Source organism: Herbaspirillum sp. AP02 (assembly GCF_015767275.1).
In the GTDB taxonomy this organism is placed as follows: Bacteria; Pseudomonadota; Gammaproteobacteria; order Burkholderiales; family Burkholderiaceae_D; genus Herbaspirillum.
In genome coordinates, this window is record NZ_JADWMY010000008.1 from 113489 (window position 1) to 132173 (window position 18685).

General features: G+C 62.1%; 17 protein-coding genes and 1 pseudogene. 10 read left to right on the forward strand and 8 right to left on the reverse strand.

The features are described from left to right. Positions 1-104: 104 nt before the first annotated feature. A complete protein-coding gene (pepN, locus tag I5R65_RS16695) occupies positions 105-2801 on the forward strand; it encodes an aminopeptidase N (protein WP_180668973.1) in 2697 nt (898 codons plus the stop codon). Positions 2802-2878: 77 nt separating this feature from the next. Further along, positions 2879-3880 carry a class 1 fructose-bisphosphatase gene (locus I5R65_RS16700; protein ID WP_180668974.1) on the forward strand — a complete coding sequence of 334 codons (1002 nt, stop codon included), beginning with the start codon at positions 2879-2881 and terminating at the stop codon, positions 3878-3880. A 15-nt stretch (positions 3881-3895) separates the two neighbouring features. Here I5R65_RS16700 and I5R65_RS16705 read toward each other — a convergent pair whose 3' ends face one another. The 4 genes from I5R65_RS16705 to I5R65_RS16720 all read right to left on the reverse strand — a co-directional run bounded on the left by I5R65_RS16705 (position 3896) and on the right by I5R65_RS16720 (position 9159). Beyond that, positions 3896-5476: a sensor domain-containing diguanylate cyclase gene (locus tag I5R65_RS16705; protein ID WP_180668975.1), complete on the reverse strand. Its 1581-nt coding sequence runs from the start codon at positions 5474-5476 to the stop codon at positions 3896-3898. A gap of 116 nt (positions 5477-5592) precedes the next feature. After that, on the reverse strand, positions 5593-6501 hold the full coding sequence (gene rarD / locus I5R65_RS16710) for an EamA family transporter RarD (RefSeq protein ID WP_180668976.1): 909 nt from the start codon (positions 6499-6501) through the stop codon (positions 5593-5595). A gap of 100 nt (positions 6502-6601) precedes the next feature. After that, complete coding sequence (locus tag I5R65_RS16715) at positions 6602-7756, reverse strand: mandelate racemase/muconate lactonizing enzyme family protein (RefSeq protein ID WP_180668977.1); 1155 nt, start codon at positions 7754-7756, stop codon at positions 6602-6604. Positions 7757-7800: 44 nt separating this feature from the next. After that, positions 7801-9159 (reverse strand): MFS transporter, encoded by a 1359-nt coding sequence (locus I5R65_RS16720; RefSeq protein ID WP_180668978.1) that lies wholly within the window; start codon positions 9157-9159, stop codon positions 7801-7803. A gap of 421 nt (positions 9160-9580) precedes the next feature. Between I5R65_RS16720 and I5R65_RS16725 the strand changes: the two genes are divergently transcribed. Then, positions 9581-10645 (forward strand): LacI family DNA-binding transcriptional regulator, encoded by a 1065-nt coding sequence (locus I5R65_RS16725; protein WP_231395207.1) that lies wholly within the window; start codon positions 9581-9583, stop codon positions 10643-10645. A gap of 184 nt (positions 10646-10829) precedes the next feature. Here I5R65_RS16725 and I5R65_RS16730 read toward each other — a convergent pair whose 3' ends face one another. Together I5R65_RS16730 and I5R65_RS16735 are read right to left on the reverse strand one after the other, a co-directional pair. Beyond that, positions 10830-11153: a hypothetical protein gene (locus tag I5R65_RS16730; RefSeq protein ID WP_180668979.1), complete on the reverse strand. Its 324-nt coding sequence runs from the start codon at positions 11151-11153 to the stop codon at positions 10830-10832. 85 nt (positions 11154-11238) lie between these two features. Continuing rightward, the gene (locus I5R65_RS16735) at positions 11239-11445 is read right to left on the reverse strand and encodes a hypothetical protein (protein ID WP_180668980.1); all 207 of its coding nucleotides are present in this window, start codon (positions 11443-11445) and stop codon (positions 11239-11241) included. Between the two features lie 336 nt (positions 11446-11781). Here I5R65_RS16735 and I5R65_RS16740 point away from each other — a divergent pair, with 336 nt between their 5' ends. From I5R65_RS16740 to I5R65_RS24295, 3 genes are all read left to right on the forward strand, one after another. Then, positions 11782-12597 (forward strand): ABC transporter substrate-binding protein, encoded by an 816-nt coding sequence (locus tag I5R65_RS16740; RefSeq protein ID WP_180668981.1) that lies wholly within the window; start codon positions 11782-11784, stop codon positions 12595-12597. 226 nt (positions 12598-12823) lie between these two features. Continuing rightward, positions 12824-14347 carry a methyl-accepting chemotaxis protein gene (locus tag I5R65_RS16745; protein WP_180668982.1) on the forward strand — a complete coding sequence of 508 codons (1524 nt, stop codon included), beginning with the start codon at positions 12824-12826 and terminating at the stop codon, positions 14345-14347. Between the two features lie 4 nt (positions 14348-14351). Further along, the gene (locus tag I5R65_RS24295) at positions 14352-14732 is read left to right on the forward strand and encodes an AraC family transcriptional regulator (protein ID WP_180668983.1); all 381 of its coding nucleotides are present in this window, start codon (positions 14352-14354) and stop codon (positions 14730-14732) included. Between the two features lie 177 nt (positions 14733-14909). On the opposite strand, the gene I5R65_RS16755 is transcribed toward I5R65_RS24295, so the two are convergent. Next, complete coding sequence (locus tag I5R65_RS16755; protein WP_180668984.1) at positions 14910-15158, reverse strand: DUF3297 family protein; 249 nt, start codon at positions 15156-15158, stop codon at positions 14910-14912. 284 nt (positions 15159-15442) lie between these two features. On the opposite strand from I5R65_RS16755, the gene I5R65_RS16760 reads away from it, so the two are divergent. The 4 genes from I5R65_RS16760 (at position 15443) to I5R65_RS16770 (ending at position 18447) form a co-directional block, all read left to right on the forward strand. Further along, positions 15443-16816, forward strand: coding sequence for an iron-containing redox enzyme family protein (locus I5R65_RS16760; protein ID WP_231395208.1), 1374 nt, complete (start codon positions 15443-15445; stop codon positions 16814-16816). A gap of 271 nt (positions 16817-17087) precedes the next feature. Continuing rightward, positions 17088-17210 carry a hypothetical protein gene (locus I5R65_RS24390; RefSeq protein ID WP_255493437.1) on the forward strand — a complete coding sequence of 41 codons (123 nt, stop codon included), beginning with the start codon at positions 17088-17090 and terminating at the stop codon, positions 17208-17210. Positions 17211-17518: 308 nt separating this feature from the next. Beyond that, entirely contained in the window at positions 17519-17677 is a 159-nt protein-coding gene (locus I5R65_RS16765; RefSeq protein WP_166758255.1) for a hypothetical protein, read from the forward strand. A gap of 101 nt (positions 17678-17778) precedes the next feature. Then, on the forward strand, positions 17779-18447 hold the full coding sequence (locus I5R65_RS16770; RefSeq protein WP_180668985.1) for an SOS response-associated peptidase: 669 nt from the start codon (positions 17779-17781) through the stop codon (positions 18445-18447). A 45-nt stretch (positions 18448-18492) separates the two neighbouring features. On the opposite strand, the pseudogene I5R65_RS24485 reads toward I5R65_RS16770, so the two are convergent. Further along, positions 18493-18678: pseudogene (locus I5R65_RS24485) on the reverse strand (autotransporter domain-containing protein); the annotation flags it as partial. Positions 18679-18685: the final 7 nt, after the last annotated feature.

Consider the following 18685-nt stretch of genomic DNA (forward strand, 5'->3'; position numbering starts at 1 on the left):
TTGGTAAAATCGGGTTTTTGCTGCACCTGATTTAGATTGCGACTGTCGTCGCCTTCATCTCACCTCATCTCCATTATCTCCATTTCCACTCTGGACAGGCCTCCATGCGCACCGATACGCCTCAGACGATCTACCGTAAAGACTACGCCGCTCCCAACTATCTGGCCGACACCGTCGAGATGGGCTTCGACCTCGATCCCGCCGATACCCGGGTGGCCACCCGCATCACGATGACCCGCAACCCGGCCGCCAAGGGCCGCGAACTCGTGCTCTTCGGCGAGGAGCTGGAACTGGTGGCCCTGCGCCTGAACGGCAAGGCACTCTCGCAAGCCAAGGGCGATTTCCATATCGCCGCCGGCGTGCTGACCATCCCCGCCGCGCCGGCCAGCGTGGAACTGGAAATCGAGACCCTGATCCACCCGGACCGCAATACCTCGCTCATGGGCCTGTATGTGTCCAATGGCAATTTCTTCACCCAATGTGAAGCCGAAGGTTTCCGCAAGATCACCTATTTCCCCGACCGCCCGGATGTGATGGCCAGGTTCACCGTCATGCTGCGCGGCGACAAGGCACGTTATCCGGTGCTGCTGTCCAATGGCAACCTGATCGAAGAGGGCGAGCTGCCCGATGGCCGTCACTATGCCAAGTGGGAAGACCCGTTCAAGAAACCGTCCTACCTGTTCGCCCTGGTCGCCGGCCAGTTGGTCTGCCAGGAGGAAACCGTCCGCCTGCATTCCGGCCGCGATGCGCTGCTGCAGGTGTGGGTGGAGGAGGGCAACCTGGACAAGACCCAGCACGCCATGGAATCGCTCAAGAACAGCATCGACTGGGACGTCGAACGCTTCGGCCTGGACCTCGATCTGGACCGCTTCATGATCGTGGCGGTGGGCGACTTCAACATGGGCGCCATGGAAAACAAGGGCTTGAACATCTTCAACACCAAGTTCGTTCTGGCCAACCCGCGCATCGCCACCGATGTGGATTTCGCCAATATCGAAGCGGTGGTCGGCCATGAGTACTTCCACAACTGGACCGGCAATCGCGTGACCTGCCGCGACTGGTTCCAGCTCTCGCTGAAGGAAGGCCTGACCGTCTTCCGTGACCAGGAATTCTCGGCCGACATGATCGGCAGCGACAGCGGCCGCGCCGTCAAGCGCATCGATGACGTGCGCGTGCTGCGCCAGGCCCAGTTCCCGGAAGACGCCGGCCCCATGGCGCATCCGGTGCGTCCCGACTCCTACGTGGAAATCAACAATTTCTACACCGTCACCGTCTATGAAAAGGGCGCTGAGGTGGTACGCATGTACCAGACCCTGCTGGGCCGCGAGGGCTTCCGCAAGGGCATGGACCTGTACTTCGCGCGGCACGACGGCCAGGCTGTCACCTGCGATGATTTTCGCGCCGCCATGGCCGACGCCAATGGCCGCGACCTCTCCCAGTTCGAGCGCTGGTACAGCCAGGCCGGCACGCCCCTGCTGCAAGCCAGCGCGGACTACGATGCCAAGCGCAAGACTCTGACCCTGACGCTGGAACAAAGCTGCCCGGCCAGCCCCGGCCAGAAGAAGAAACAGCCCTTCCACATCCCCGTGGCCGTCGGCCTGCTGGATGCCCAGGGCCGCGACCTGCCGCTGACCCTGGAGGGCGAAAAGAAGGCTGGCGCCACCACTCGCGTGCTGGAGCTGACCAAGGCCAAGCAAAGCTTCCGGTTCACCAATGTCGACCAGAAACCGGTGCCCTCGCTATTGCGCGGCTTCTCTGCGCCGGTGGTGTTGCAGTACGACTATAGCGATGCCGAACTGGCCTTCCTCATGGCCCATGACAGCGACGCCTTCAACCGCTGGGAAGCCGGCCAGCGCCTGGCGACCCGGCGCCTGCTGAACCTCACCGTGGCGGTCCAGGCGGCGCGCCAGTCGGGCCATGTGGTGGCGGTCGATACCGTGCTCAACAATATCGAACATGACGGTGCCCTGGCCGATGCGCTGCGCGCCACCCTGCAGGATGAATCGCTGGACCCGGCCTTCCGCGAACTGGTGCTGACCCTGCCTTCGGAGACCATGATCGCCGAGCAGATGGAAGTCATCGACCCGCATGCCATCCACGTGGCGCGCCAGTTCCTGCGCCGTTCGCTGGCGCGCGACCTGCGCGATGCGCTGCTGGCCGTCTATCGCACCCACCAGACGCCCGGTGCCTACAGCCCGGACGCTGCCTCCGCCGGTCGTCGCGCCCTGAAGAACGTAGCCCTGTCCTACCTGGCCGAACTGGATGACGACGAGGCCATGACCCTGGCCCAGCAACAGGAGCAGGAGGCCAACAACATGACCGACCGCCTGGCCTCGCTGTCGGCCATCCTCAACAGCGCCGCGCCCGGCAAGAGCGAGGCACTGCAGCGCTTCTATGCCGAGTTCGAGCAGGAAGCCCTGGTCATCGACAAGTGGTTCACCCTGCAGGCCACGGCCCGCAATGCCGACGTCAACACCGTGCGCACCCTGACCGAACACCCGGCGTTCACGCTCAAGAACCCCAATCGTGCCCGCAGCCTGATCTTCAGCTTCTGCAACGGCAATCCCTCCGCCTTCCATGCCCTGGACGGCAATGGTTATGCCTTCTGGGTCGAGCAGGTCGTCGCCCTCAATGCCAGCAATCCGCAGGTCGCGGCGCGCCTGGCGCGTAGCCTGGACCGCTGGCGCAAGTACACCCCGGCGCTGCAGGAAAAGATGCGCCTGGCGCTGCAACAGGTGGCAGGCACGCCGAAGCTGTCGCGCGACGTGGCCGAAGTCATCACCAAGGCGCTGGCCGATTGATCACCGGAAAAGATAATTCGACGATCTTTTATATCCCTCATTCATAAATCATAAAACCACCCACAAGGAAGACCATCATGAAACGCATCAGCCTCACGCAACACCTGATCGAGCAGCAGCGCCTGCACAACAAGATTCCGTCCGAACTGCGCCTGTTGATCGAAGTCGTCGGTCGCGCCTGCAAGTCGATCTCGCATGCGGTAGGCAAGGGTGCGCTGGGTGAAGTGCTGGGCAGCGCCGGTAGCGAGAACGTGCAGGGCGAAGTGCAGAAGAAGCTGGACGTGATTTCCAACGAAATCCTGCTGGAAGCCAATGAATGGGGCGGTCACCTGGCGGCCATGGCCTCCGAGGAAATGGAGACCATCCACCGTATTCCCAACCGCTATCCCAAGGGGGAATACCTGCTGATGTTCGACCCGCTGGACGGCTCCTCCAACATCGACGTCAACGTCTCCATCGGCACCATCTTCTCGGTGCTGAAGGCGCCCGAAGGCATGACTGAACCGAGCGAACAGGACTTCATGCAGCCGGGTACCAAGCAGGTCGCCGCCGGCTATGCCGTGTATGGCCCGCAGACCGTGCTGGTGCTGACCACCGGCGACGGCGTGCACTGCTTCACGCTGGACCGTGAAATGGGCGCCTGGGTGCTGACCCAGAAGGACATCCGCATTCCTGAAGACACCAAGGAATTCGCCATCAACGCCTCCAACGAGCGTCACTGGTTCCCACCGGTGAAGCGCTACGTGGATGAAATGCTGGCCGGCGTCACCGGTCCGCGCGGCAAGGATTTCAACATGCGCTGGATCGCCTCCATGGTGGCCGACGTGCATCGCATCCTCAATCGCGGCGGCATCTTCATGTACCCGGCCGACGCCCGCGAACCGGGCAAGCCCGGCAAGCTGCGTTTGATGTATGAAGCCAATCCGATGGCCTTCATCGTCGAGCAGGCCGGTGGTGCCGCCACCGATGGTCAACAGCGCATCATGGATATCCAGCCGGAAAAGCTGCACCAGCGCGTGGCGGTATTCCTGGGCTCCAAGAACGAAGTCGACCGCGTGACCTCCTACCACCAGCAGTAAGCGCCCAAGCCGGCCTCAACTGGATGACACGGGGGCCGGCGCAGGTATTCCCGCCTGCGCTACGCGCACCTGATTGCGGCCGCCGCGCTTGGCTTCGTAGAGCGCGGCGTCGGCCCGCCCCAGCAGTTCTTCCACCGAGCGCGATGCGCCCTCCAGCAGATCCAGCGCACACACGCCGGCGCTGACTGTCACCACGCCCAGCGGATTGCCGCGATGCCCCAGGTCCAGCGCCTGGATGCCGCCACGTATCTTTTCGGCTACCACCATGGCGCCCTCGGCATCGGTATCGGGCAAGAGCATCACCATTTCCTCACCGCCATAGCGCGCCGCCAGATCGCCCGGCCGGCGCTGCCGCTCCTTCAAGACCAGGGCGATGCGGCGCAGGCATTCGTCGCCGGCCTGATGGCCATACAGGTCGTTGTATTGTTTGAAGAAATCGACATCGATCATCACCAGCGACAGTGCCGCGCCACTGCGCGTGGCACGCCGGAATTCGGCTTCCAGCACCATGTCCAGATGGCGCCGGTTGGCCAGGGTGGTCAGGCCATCCTGATGGGCCAGCAGTTCCAGTTGCTTGTTGGCCAGCCTCAGTTCGCCCATGACCTGCAGGGCGCGGTCTTCGGCGACCAGGCGCAGTTCGATCTGGCCGATCAGGCGCCAACCGAACATGGCGATGATGATCAGCAGCAGCGATACGGCGGCGCCGTAGACGATGGTCTGCTGGCGCCAGTCGGCCAGGGCTTCATCGCGCGCGATGGTGACTGTCACGACCAGTGGGAAGGCCTGCACCGACTGGTAGGACAGGTAGCGATAGGTATCGTCCAGTGGCGAGAGGATTTCCGCGTGGCCGCTGGCCCGGCCGTCCAGCAACTGGCGGATGCCGGCATCTGCGGTGATGTCGCGACCGATGTAGTCGGACTCGAAGGGCTGGCGCGTGAGGACTGTGCCCGGGCGCAGCACCAGCAGGATGGAACTGCTTTTGCCGATGTCCACCGTCTGGTACAGCGCGTTGAAGTGATCCACCCGCAAGGTCGCCAGCAGAACGCCGGCAAAGCTGCCGTCGGGATGGTTGAGGCGGCGCGACATGGGAATGACCCAATTGCCGGTGCTGCGGCTGACCAGCGTCGGACTGATGCGGGGCTCGGTGTCCTCGTGGTCGCGATGATAGATGAAGTACTCGCGGTCGGCATTGTTGGCATCGGCCGCTCTTGGCGTAGAGGAGCTGGCCATGCGATTGCCGGCCGCATCGTAGATGTACAGCCCGTCCAGTTGCGGCATTTCCTTGGATAGCTGGTGCAGCAGGGGCGACATGCCCCGGGTGCGGGCGGGGTCCACGCCGGCTTCATAGATGCGATCGCTGATGTTGATCAGGGAGCCATGGGTGGCCTGGAACACGTCATAGGCATGACGCGCCAGTGCCTTGGCGATATTGCCGGAATAGATGCGGGTGTTGTCCACCTGCGCCAGACGGGCGCTCAGGCTTTGCCAGGTATGGCCGGCGGCGATGGCAATGCAGGTCAGGATCACGAAAAGTCGCGCCCGGCGCGCCACCGAATGGCGCGCAACCCGTCCCGCCTTTGCCAATATGGGCCGCATGTAAAGTCTCTCCCCTCCCGGCGGCACTTTCCCCGTGCAGGGGAGGCCGTTTTGAGCAGTATAAGGAGAAGGCGCGGCGCACCGGGCCGCGATCAGTCCACGAAAACGCCCTCAATTCAACGGCTGGAGGGCAGGGCGGCGGGACGGCGCATCAGCCGGATGCTATGCAAGGCCGTCAGCAGTACCGAGAGCCAGATCGGCCCATAGGTCCCAAGCTGTGAGAGGTGCAGTGACTCGCCCAGCACCGCCATGGCCACCAGCACCAGCAACACCGGTTCCACGTAGCCCAGGATGCCGAACAGGCCCATCGGCAGCAGTTTGCCGGCGCGCAGATAGCTGGTCAGGGCGATCATGCTGATCACGCCCAGCCCCGGGATCAGCAGCCACATGGACGGGGTCCGCACGGTGGCAGCCAGGGAGGCGCTCATGAGCACGGCGACCAGGGACGGCAGTGCCAGCACCATCAGCTCCACCGCAAAGATCAACAGCGAATCCAGCTTGATGCGCCGGCGCAGGATGAAGTAGGGCGGATAGCCGAGCGCCACGGCCAGCGTCGGCCAGGAAAAGGCACGCGTCATCCACAGTTCGTGCGCAACGCCGATGCACGCGCACAGTACCGCCAGGCGCTGCAGCAGGTTCATCTTCTCGCCGTAGTAGAAGCGTCCCACCAGCACCATCGATAGCGGCAGCATGAAGTAGCCTAGCGAGACCTCCAGCGCGCGACCGTTCACCGACCCCCACAGGAACAGCCATTGCTGCAGGGCCAGCAAGGCCGCCATCGCCAGTGTCACCAGACAGGCGGCGGGACGGCCCAGCAACTGCACCACGGCCGCCCGCAGCCGCGGCAGCTCGCCGCGCCAGGCCAGCAGGCCGATCACGGTCAGCAGGGTGCCGAGGATACGCCAGGCAAAGATCTCGGTGCCGTCCAGCGGTGCCAGCAGACGGGTATAACCGGAGAGGAAGGCGAACAGGGCGGACGCCAGCACGGACAAGCCGATGCCGCGGCCGATTTCTTGAGGATGCATGAGCGGACCAGGGTGCGCCCGGCGCGCGGGAGCGGCGCCGGCAGATGCGCGATTCTACGGCATGACGGCCCGGCCCGCTGCGCGGGTGAGGGTATGGCGATCAGGTGCGCTTGCCGATCTCGACGGTTTCGCGCGTCCAGGCTCGCGCCTGCTCGGTCAAGGTCAGTCCGAGACCTGGACGGGTAGGAACCAGCATCCGGCCCTCCTTCAGTTCCAGTCTTTCGTTGAAGAGGGGTTCCAGCCATTCGAAATGTTCCACCCAGGGCTCGGTCGGATAGGCCGCGGCCAGATGCACATGAAGTTCCATCGCAAAGTGCGGTGCCAACATCAGTCCGGCGTGGCTGGCCAGGCCGGCCACCTTGAGGAAGGGCGTAATGCCGCCAACGCGCGGGCCGTCCGGCATGAGGTAGTCTGCAGCGCGATGCCGGATCAGCTCGCCATGTTCGGCAGCGCTGGTGAGCATTTCTCCGGTGGCGATGGGTGTGTCGAACTGAGCTGCCAGTGCGGCGTGACCCTCGTAGTCATAACAATCGAGCGGTTCTTCGATCCAGATCAGGTTGAATTTCTCGAAGATACGGCACATGCGCTGCGCCGTTGGACGATCCCATTGCTGGTTGGCATCCACCATCAACGGGAAATCCCCCAAGTGCTCGCGGACGGTTTCGACACGCTTGATATCGATCGCGCAGTCGGGCTGGCCGACCTTGAGCTTGATGCCGCCGATGCCCTTTTCGCGCGACGCCGTGGTATTGACCAGCAACTGCTCCAGGGGCGTATGCAGGAAGCCGCCGCTGGTGTTGTAGCAGCGCACCGAGTCGCGATGCGAACCCAGCAGCTTTGCCAGCGAGAGGCCGGCGCGCTTGGCCTTCATGTCCCACAGCGCCACGTCAAAGGCACCGATGGCCTGTGTCGACAGACCGCTACGGCCCACTGAAGCGCCTGCCCAGCACAGCTTGTCCCAGATCTTGCCGATGTCATTCGGGTCTTCACCCAGGATGGTCGGTGCGATCTCCTTTGCATGCGCGAATTGGCCCGGCCCGCCGGCTCGTTTGGAGTAACTGAAGCCGAGGCCCTGGTGACCGTCCGCGGTTTCGATCTCGACGAACAACATGGCGATTTCGGTCATCGGCTTCTGTCGTCCGGTCAGCACCTTGGCGTCGCTGATGGGATTGGCCAAGGGCAGGTAGGTTGACGAGATTCGGACCCACGAGATCTTGTCGCCGGTGGCCGAAGCTTGATGTGCGCTGGTATTCATTTGCTGCTCCATACGGGAAGTGACTAAAAAAGGGGGGAGGGATATCAGGCGCGTTGATTCACGCCGTTCGCCGATGCCTGGGCGGATGGCGTGCCCTGGTCATCGGCATCCAGACGTTCCAGCTTGCCCACGATGAAGAGATACGAGCAGGCGCCGATTGCCGCCACCACGCCAACGTAGGTCAGCGCTGCGTCGAACGATCCGGTGGTCTTGACGAAATAACCGATCGCGATGGGCGTCACGATGCTGGCGAGGTTGCCAAACAGGTTGAACATCCCGCCGGCGATTCCCATGGATTCCTTCGGCGACACATCGCCGACGATGCACCAGCCGAGGTTGCCGACACCTTTGGCAAAAAATGCCAGTGACATGACGGCGATCACGATCGGGACCGAAGAGACGTAGTTGGCCACGATGATCGAGCACGAGGCGAACAGGCCAATGATGATCGGTGTCTTGCGTGCTGCGGTCAGGCTATAGCCACGACGGATCATCCAGTCCGACCAGATACCGCCCACCATGCCCCCGATGAAGCCCGCCAAGGGCGGAATCGCCGCCACCAGCCCGACCTTCAGGATCGACATGCCTTTGGCTTCCATCAAGTAGGTCGGGAACCAGGTCAGGAAAAACCAGGTGATGGAGGTCAGGCAGAACTGGCCCAGATAGATACCGACCATCATGCGGTTGGCGGAGATCGACTTGATATTGGCCCAGGAGAACGGCGTCTTCACATCACCGATCGTTGGCATGCCGCCACCTTGTTCGATGTACGCGATCTCGGCCTGGTTGGTGAGTTTGTGTTTCTTCGGTTCCTGGACCACGGCGAACCAGATGACGCCCAGACCGATACCAGCGGCACCGGTGACAAAGAAGATGTGATGCCAGCCCCAGGTGCTGAGGGTCCAGGTCATGATGGGTGTGAATGCCGCCAGGGCAAAGTACTGCGCGGACTGGAACACCGCAGTTGCCAGTCCCCTCTCGTGCTTGGGAAACCACATCACCGTGAGCCGGTTGTTGGCCGGGAACGCAGGCGCCTCTGCGATCCCCATCAGGAAACGTAGCGTGAACAGCACCAGGAAGGCTGACGAGAACAGGTCCACGTATCCCTGCAGGAAGGTGAATATGGACCAGATGATCAGGCTGAGGCCATACAGAACGCGTGAGCCGATCCGGTCCAACAGGATGCCGCCCGGGATCTGCATGATCGTATAGGCCCAGCCGAACGCAGAGAAGGCGATCCCCATCGTAACGGCATCGAAGCCAAGATCCTTGCGCATCGCCGGGGCCGCGATCGACAGCGTGGCACGGTCGACGTAGTTGAACACCGTCACGATAAAAATCATGGCAAGGATGAGATAACGGACCTTCGTCCGTTTGTCGGTGGATGGCACTCCAGATTGCATGTTGTCTCCTTTGAATAGTTTTTGAGGTTGGACCGGGATTACGTCATAAATGATTGCGCAATCATTTTTAGGCGTGAAAACGGTATTTGCATGAAAAGAAGCATTCTGAATGGGGCGTTATCATCTACCGCGGGGCAAAGCTGCCGACTCAGGTTGCCGCTGCCGGGGTGGGCAGAGCGGCGCATTGTAAAGTTTCCTTTACTCAGCCTGGGTTCCCTCGTGCCGCCGGGTTTGCTGCAGGGTAATTCCGGCATGAAGCCGAATGGCACTTGGCGCCTCGTCGGAGATGAGGTGAAGAGAAAGCAATGTAATGATTGCGCAATCATTTTAGGCGTCACGCTTCGCCGTGGTCAACTCATTTTTGATTGCGCTATCATAGGCAGCCGCGTCCACCGGCGCTGAGCCTACTTCCTCCTGCACGATGAAACACACCGAGTCCCCATCACCGCCCTCCACTGAAGAACTGCCTGTGCAGGGCGGTTCGCTTTCCATGTTGTCAAACAACGTGACGCTCAAGGACGTCGCACGGGTGGCTGGCGTCTCTCCGATTACCGTCTCCCGCGCTATTCACAGGCCGGAACTGGTGAAGCCGCACACAGTTGAGGTGGTGCAGCGGGCCGTCAGAGTGACGGGCTACATCCCCAATCAGCTTGCGGGCGCCTTGACGGGGAGAAAGACCCGCCTGATCGCTGCCGTCGTGCCCCAGATTTCCAATTCGATATTCGTCGAGACCATCCAGGCCTTGTCCTCCCGTTTGTGGCGGGCGAACTACCAGCTGTTGCTGGGCCTCTCCGGCTACCACAACACCCGTGAAGAAGAACTGATGTCGGCCATTCTCAGCCGGCGTCCGGATGGCATCGTCCTGACCGGGATCCGGCATGCTCCCGAGATCCGGCAGAAGCTCCTTTCTACCGGAACCCCGGTTGTCGAGATCTGGGATCAATCGCTCTCTCCCATCGACATGGTGGTTGGCTTCTCACATGAAAAAGTGGGTGAAGCGATGGCGACGCATCTGTTGGAACGTGGCTACCGGCATATTGCAATGCTGTGGTTGGATGATGATCGCTCGACCCGCAGACGCATTGCTTTCAACGAGAAATTGCAGAGCCATGGCATGACGGCGGTGGCGACCATCCTCAGCCCCTCGCCCGCGACCTTGCAGCATGGACGGGAGGGGCTGGCCGAACTGCTGGCCCAGGGGCAGCAGTTCGACGCCATCGCTTGCGGCAGTGATCCGCTCGCACATGGTGTCCTTACCGAATCATTTGCGCGTGGCATGCGCGTCCCGGATCAACTCGGGGTCATCGGATTCGGTGATTTTGATTTTGCTGCGCACACCCATCCCGCCCTCACCACCGTCAAGGTAGACCGCCAGGCTATCGGTGAGCTGGCGGCCGATGCCTTGCTTCAGAAAATTGCGGGGAAGGAACCCAAGCAGCGCATCATCGACGTCGGATTCGAGGTGGTGGTGCGAGGAACCACCTGACACCAGCCTTGTAGGGGCTTGTGATGGCTGAAGGCCCGTTTAGGAAGATCGCTGGCTGCAATCCCTTGATTTGCCTTGCAGATGAAAAAAGCCCCGGCGCGTGACCGGAGCTTCTCCTGCGGTTTGATGCATTTTCACCCGAACACCCCGCAAGGTATCGCTGCTCTGCACTGACGATAGAGGATCAGGCGCCGGGGGAAGTGCCCATCGGGCCATCCTTCAATTCGCGTGCATAGTTGTTGGGACGACCATTGGGGACTTCATAGCCCTTGGGGTCCACATACTGTCCGTTCTGACCACTTTCCTGCAGGCCAGCGGGGGAGCTGGTTTGTTGGCCCTGGTAGTTGTAGTACTGCGGCGAAGAAGACGACGACGACGACGAGGCATCGTACTGCTGTTGTGGCCTGCCCTGCATGCCGCTGCCACCCTGGTCATAGGATTGGGCATAGGCACCGGTGGCGAAGGTAGCGGCGGCCAGCACGGCGGCGGTGAGGAAGGTCTTGGTCATGGCTGTTCTCCTTTATCCTTGGTTGATCATTGCTTGCTGCCCGTGGGCAAGTGATGCGCCAGGCGATGCCAGGTTGCGCGGGCAGTCAGTCCGGAAGAATCGTTTTCCCGAGGCCGTTGGCGTTTGCGGAAAACTTGGCTTCATCATAGGAAGCCGCGGCCGCGCCAACAGTCGGAAAGCCCAGCATGTTGTTGTCAGACGTTTCCCGCGTGTCCGACAGTCGGGCCGGGGCATGATGCGCATGCTTGTTGCCGGGCGCAGCAGGCAGGAAATCTCGACGGTCAAAGCTCATCGAGCGCAATCCTCGCAGGGCAGCGGGGTTCGGTGCCATGCCGCCGCACCGGCATGGATCGGAGGCAGCCCGAATGATTGTCAGCGAAGAGGCTGACACGATGGAGTCGATTCGTTACAAAACGTATCCGTGCCCAGATCTGGTGCGGTGCAGGATCTGATCTGCAACAAGACGACGGCAGTCGACCGCGAGGGCTGTCGCAAAATAATCGCCGCACACACTTCCGTGATGAAAATCATGTCGGCGCGCCCCGCAATCGGGTTATGCTGACCCGATCACACCAGCCAATGACGCCGCTACGGAGGACGTCATGATGATGCAAGGAAGGGGGACAACATGGATAATTTCCTGCCAGCGGTGCTACTGGCGACTGTGGCCATGACCGTGGCATCCGTGCCGTCGGCGGTCCAGTCCGCCGAATGTACGAAGGTCGTCATCTCGGCCGATTCGGATTACGCACCTTTGCATTGGTACGACGGCAAGCGCCTGACCGGCGCAAGCATCGAGATCGCCACCCGCGCGCTCAGTGCGCTGAACATTCCTTATGAGGTCCGCTATGTCGGACCCTTCCATCGCGTACTGAGGGAAGCCGAGAGTGGCGAAGTCTCCATGGTCACCTCACTCAAGAACACACCCGAACGTCAGCAATACCTGGCCTATGCCTCGGTGCCCCTGTTCCGCAACCCGATCGCCGTGTTCGTGGCACGCGGCAACCGCTTCCCCTTCGCCGGCTGGAAAGACCTGATCGGCAAGCGCGGCGCCATCACGCTAGGCAATCAGTTCGGTGGCGGCTTCGACGAGTTCATGCGCGACAACCTCATCATCGAGACCGCGCAAAAGGTTTACATGAATTTCAGCAAGCTCGACTCGGGCCGCATCGACTACCTCATTACCGGCTACTACAGCGGCATGATCTACCTGAACCAGACCGGCCAGGCCGGGAACTTCATGCCGCTACGACCCTTCGTCAGCGAGACCGACAACTACATCGCCATGAGCAAGGCCAGCCCCTGCGTGAAATACCTGCCACGTATCAATGCGCAACTGGAGTCGATGCAAAAGCGCGGCGAGTTGCGCGCCATCTTGCAGAGCTTCGAGACCGACCTGCGCATCGATCCCGCCAGCCAGGACGAGCCGGTGCGGCCGCGATAGAGCCGTATCGGCTGCAGGTGGCATGAAAATCCGGTTTGACGCCGGAAAACGGCTTTGTTCCGCCCAAGGCCGCCGTCGTTGCAGGGTTACATTGACACCAGCGTAGTCGCTGCCACCCCAGGCAGGATGCGACGACGTCCGCATTCACATCAATGCTCATACGCAGACCTCGTCACAGAACGGGGCAGTGCGAGCTTGCCATTTATCCAAGAGACGGAGAGGCCCCTTGAAGCTGCGTACCAAAATCATCTGGCTGTGTGCCACCACCCTGATTGGCATCCTGGTGATCGCTGCGGTCTCGCTGACCACGCTCAGGCGCACCATGATGGAAGAACGCGAGGCGCAACTGTCCTTGCTGGTGATCCTGGCCAAGGCCGCTGCCGAAAAGGCGCAGGCCCAGGAACAGGCCGGCAAGCTCACCCGCGAGCAGGCCCAGGCCCAGGCCAAGATGGTCATCGGCAGTTTTGCCAAGGAGCAGAACTACTACTTCGTGCGTGGCTACAGTGACGACTTCAACTACGTGCATCCCAATCCCAAGCGCGTGGGCATCCAGGACAAGACCGCCAAGGAAGATGGCGACCGTTACCGTGCCGCCCTGCAAGGCAAGGAAATCGGCCTGCTCATCGCCGAAGGCACGCGTCCCAATACCACGGAGAAGGTGCAGAAGCTGTATGCGGTGACCCGCTTCGCCCCGTGGGACTGGACCATCGGCTTTGGTGCCTACATCGACGACATCAACCAGGCCTTCTATCGCAATGCCCTGGTCCTGCTGTTGCTGGGAGCGGTACTCATGGGCGCCATTGCCACCATGGCCGCCTTCATCTTGCGCTCCATCCTGCGCCAGTTGGGTGGCGAGCCAGCACGGGCGGTGGCGATCGTGGAACAGATCGCGCAGGGTGACCTGTCCACCGCGGTGGCGCTGAAGGGCAACGACCGGCACAGCCTGCTGCATTCCATCGAAACCATGCGGCGCAGCCTCTCGGGTATCGTCCACGGCGTGCGCCAGGGGACCGACACCATCACCACTGCCTCCGGCGAAATCGCCGCCGGCAACCTCGATCTGTCGTCGCGCACCGAGCAACAGGCCAGTGCGCTGGAAGAGACAGCCTCTTCCATGGAGGAACTCACCTCCATCGTGCGCCAGAACGCCGACAATGCCAGCCAGGCCAATCAGCTGGCGATCACCGCCTCTGGTGTCGCGGCCGATGGCGGCAAGGTGATCGAGCAGGTGGTCGGCACCATGGCCGACATCAACAGCGCCTCCACCAAGATCGCCGACATCATCGGCGTGATCGACGGCATCGCCTTCCAGACCAACATCCTGGCCCTGAACGCCGCGGTGGAAGCGGCGCGGGCTGGCGAGCAGGGGCGCGGGTTTGCGGTGGTGGCCTCGGAAGTGCGCAACCTGGCCCAGCGCAGCGCCCAGGCCGCCAAGGAAATCAAGGGCCTGATCGAGGATTCGGTCGGCAAGGTGGACAACGGTTCGCATCTGGTCGAACAGGCCGGTCGCACCATGCAGGAAATCGTCACCAGCGTGCGCCATGTGGCCGACGTGGTGGCCGAGATCAGTGCCGCCAGTCGCGAGCAGAGTGCCGGCATCGAGGAAGTCAATCGCGCCATCACGCAGATGGACCAGGTGACCCAGCAGAATGCCGCGCTGGTGGAGGAGGCCGCAGCAGCGGCGGCCTCCATGCAGGACCAGGCGGCCCAACTGGCGCAACTGGTGACGGTGTTCCGTCTGTCGGCCTGATTCTGTGCGTTCCCGTCCTCTCATCCCTGGCGTTCCCGGCGCACCGGCCTATCGCCAGCTCTCGCCCGAGCAGGTGCAACAGGTGCTGGACTATATCGATGCCCATCTGCAGCGCAATATCACCGTCTCCACCCTGGCGGCGATGTGCCATCTTTCGTCCAGCTGCTTCAGCCGGGTCTTCAAGGCCAGTACCGGCTACACGCTGTGCCAGTGGATGATGCGCCAGCGACTGCAGCGCGCGCAGCGGCTGCTGGCGGAGCCGGGACGCACGGTGGTGGATGTGGCTATCGCCGTGGGTTTTCATGACCAGAGTCATTTCCTGCGGCAGTTCAAGCGCATCACGGGAATGACGGTGCAGGAATGGCGCCAGCGTCCAGTGGCCTGACGCCGCCTGTTTTTCAGATCGACAGATCAGCGGGATCGATGAGGGGCTATCGATTGATCTGCAGCAGAGATTAATCTTCCGCGCGGCGTCGCCAGCAAAAAGGCCCGCAGTGGCGCGGGCCTTTGTGTTGTTGAGCGTAAATGGCTGCGATCAGCAATCTCAGCAAGATCGGCAATGTCAGCGATAGAACGGTTCGACCCGCCCCTTGAGCTTGGACATCATCGGATTACCCTTGCGATCCAGTGCACGACCGGCCGGGATCTTGACCCAGCCTTCGCTGATGCAATACTCGCTGACGTTGTTCAATTCCTTGTCGTTGAGCTTGATGCCGATATCGTGCTCGAAAATGGCAGCATCGTAATGCGGGCTGCGGGGATCGACGCTGAGGCGGTCGGGGAAGGCGGGGCGTTGTGCGGTATCGTTCATGGGCGCGATTATCGGATATAAAAACGGGCAAGACAATTATTTCATATCGGCAAATGTCAAAGTGGCAAAAGGGTAAAAAGCAAGGGGTAGGTGGCATGACGAGACTGCCCACCGACCTGACCCGATTCCCGGATCAGCCTTCCCGCTGACGGAACCCGCCGTTCCTGCGCCACATCGTCCTACCCCTGGCGGGGCGTTCTCCGACACCAAAGCTGGCCCATCGCCGATAGCGCCATCATGGCGGGCGCCGCATGCTGGAGGCCTCTGATCTAGCGCGAGGACGTATGCGATCTACCGTAGAGGAAATGCAGGCTGCCGAATCGGCTGCCCTGGCCTACCGGCCACTTCCCGATGAGCTGCTGCCAAGCCGGCTGCATGGCAAGCTGCTGGCGCCCGCTCCCGATGCGGATGCGCTGGCCTTGGCGCGCGCGTATCTGGAACAACAGCTGCAGGAGACGCAAGCCCTGGCATGCGATCTGCCCGAGGATGCCCACGCCCTGGCCGGCTGGATGGAGCAACGCGCCGCCGCGGTCGGCCAGGCATACGCGACCTACCTTCAGGAGCGCCAGGCGGGGGCACCACGCCGCTTCTTCACTGGCAAGGCGCATGCGCTCAATTTCCTGCGTCGCGTCGCCCCGACCAAGCTGGTCGACGGCGCCTGGCTCTACAGTGCGCTGGCACGCTGGCGCGACCCGCTGTTCCGTCCCCTGATCCTGACTTATCTGGAAGAGCTTGGGGATGGTGATCCCGCCATGAATCACGTCAGCCTGTATCGCAGCCTGCTGGCTTCGCATGGCGGTGAACCCGCCCTGCCATTGAGCGAGCCGCATTACGTGCAAGGTGCAATCCAGCTGGCCCTGGCCTATCACGGCGGACAATACGAAGCGGAGATGTTCGGCTTCAATCTGGGCTACGAACAGTTGCCGTTGCATTTGCTGATTACCGCCTACGAGCTCAATGAGCTGGGTATCGATCCCTACTATTTCACCCTGCATGTCACCATCGACAACGCCGCCAGCGGGCATGCGCGCAAGGCCGCGGATGCCGTGGCACTTGCAGCGGCGCACGCTGACGATCCGAAGCAGTTCATGCGTGGCGTGCGGCGCGGTTATCTGCTCAACGATCTGGGGTTGAGCACGATGGATGTGATCAATACTTTTGACCTGGACCAGGAGGTTGTACGCCTGATGCAGGAAAAGGCGCAGTTCGGTCGCATGATGCATTCCGACTATTGCCGCATCGGTGGCAAGACTGTCAACCAGTGGCTGGAGCAGCCGGATGGCATGGTGCGTTTTCTGCAGGAGCTGGTCCGTGCGAAATGGATAATGCGCGCTGCACCGGTGTCGGAGAGTCGTTTCTGGCGCCTCATCGATGCGCCGGGAGGGCAGATGTTCGGCGTATTCGATGACTACGAAAAGCAGCTCATCCGCGAATGGATAGAAGCGGAGTGGAGCGAGGGCAAGCGTCAGCCCAGTTATCGGGCGCTGGCCCGTGCACGCGAGCGGCCGGCGCACACGCCACCAACGGCACCGGTGGGTGCTGCGCACGAACTGGATGGCTTGCGGGAAGAGCTGTCCCCGGGGCGTCATCACTTCGTGCCGGGCCTGCAGGCGACCCGACGCTTCAGTGCGCTGTACAGGCTGTCCTGTGTGGCGTAATTCGGCCACTCGGACCTTGCTCGCGCAGAAGAGCCGCTGTGGCCTTGTCGGACGATCCCATTCCCGCTTCATCAGGACTGGGTGGTGGGAGAAATACGGAGACAGGCTGGCCGCTCAGCTATAATGTCCGACCTTGTTCCGCCTGAATCAGTGTGCCAGCGTCCCGGATGCAGCATCGACCAGGGTGGAACATGCCTGATCGCCGCGTCGCAAGTCGCGGCCTATCCGTACCCATCAATGGATCGGCCATGCGCCGGTCGTAGGAGAATCCATGAACATTCGTTCCCGAAAACGCCTGATCTATCGTCGCCACCGCATCGGCATGCTCATTGCCGCCATCGAATCACTGGTGGCGCTGGAGGAGTCGATGCTGGAAGCCAAGAAGGCAGCCTGAGCACGACCTGAAGCAGGCAAGTACGGCAAGTACGGCAGGCGGGCGTTGAGCCTGGCCTGCGCCCCAGGAAGAACCGGCCCTCGAGGCCGGTTTTTTCTTGTCTGACGGGATCAACCTGCTGCCCGACCGTCCATGCCACTTCATGTCAATTGAAACAATCACGTGTACTTGTGACATCGATGCGTAACCGTGCCGCTTCAAGATACAGCCATACCGAAACGCAAATGCAAGCCCAGATGCGCAGCGGTAGGACGGGGAAAAGCCCCACTTCGACACATCGATACATTGACACTGACATGGAGAACATCATGCGCATCTTCAGCACCCTCTTCACCGGCCTGATCCTGACCCTGGTTGCCACCGCCGCCCGCGCCGACAGCATCTTCACCGGCGCCATGGACTACGAGTCGCCGCTGCCCATGATCCTGCACGTCGGCGGACGCCTGATCGGCCGGCTCTTCAGCTGATGCAATGGGTGGCGCCGTGGCCGGCCGCGTGCCGGTCCATGCCCCTGGACCTCGCCTGCTATGGCACAATCAGCCGCCTTCAGCGTGAGGAACCGCCACCAATGTGCGTCAACTACAAGCCCACTCCCAAATCCGAGATCACCGCCCTGACCGGGGCCGATACCAGCGCCACCCCGGACTGGCCCGAGGAAACCTGGCAGGATTATGCCGCGCCCGTGGTGCGTGCCGGCCTGGAGGGGGAGCCCGAGCTCATCGTCGGTACCTACGGCATGATGCCCCGGCGCAAGCTGCAGCCGGGTTTGCAGATATCGACCATGAATGCCCGTGCCGAAACCATCGGCGAGAAGCGTAGCTATGCCGGCCCCTGGCGCCAGAGTCATACCTGCCTGTTGCCGATGCAGTGCTTCTATGAACCAAACTATGAATCCGGCCGCGCCCAGCGCTGGGCCATTGGCATGGCCGACGACCAACCGTTCTGCGTGGCAGGCCTCTGGCGCGCCTGGGAAGAGGCCGAGGGCGGCTATGCTTTTTCGTTTACGCAGATCACCATCAACGCTGACCAGCATCCGTTGATGCAGCGTTTTCACAAGCCCGGAGAGGAAAAGCGCAATCTGGTCATCATCCCGCGCGCGCACTATCAGCAATGGCTCAATGCCGGCACGCCCGAGCACGCAGCGGCGATGCTGCTGAACTACCCGGCGACGCAGATGAAGGCATGGCCCGCGCCCAAGGCGCAGGCGGGCGGGCAGCAGAGCGGCTTCCTGTTCTGAGGGATCCGCACTGCTGCCATGCCAGGGAATTATCAGCGATAACGCCAGCCCCAGCTTGCCGGACAGGCCCGCGCCCAGCACCAGACCATCGCGCTTCTGTTGCAGGCCGGCGACCTGGAAGTTGACGCCCGGCGCCCCCTGGAAGGAGGCGTTGAGGCTACCGCCGGCATCCAGCCATTGATGGCTCCAGAAGGCGCGCAGCTCGCTCTGCAGCTTGCCATCCTGGCGCACACGCAGG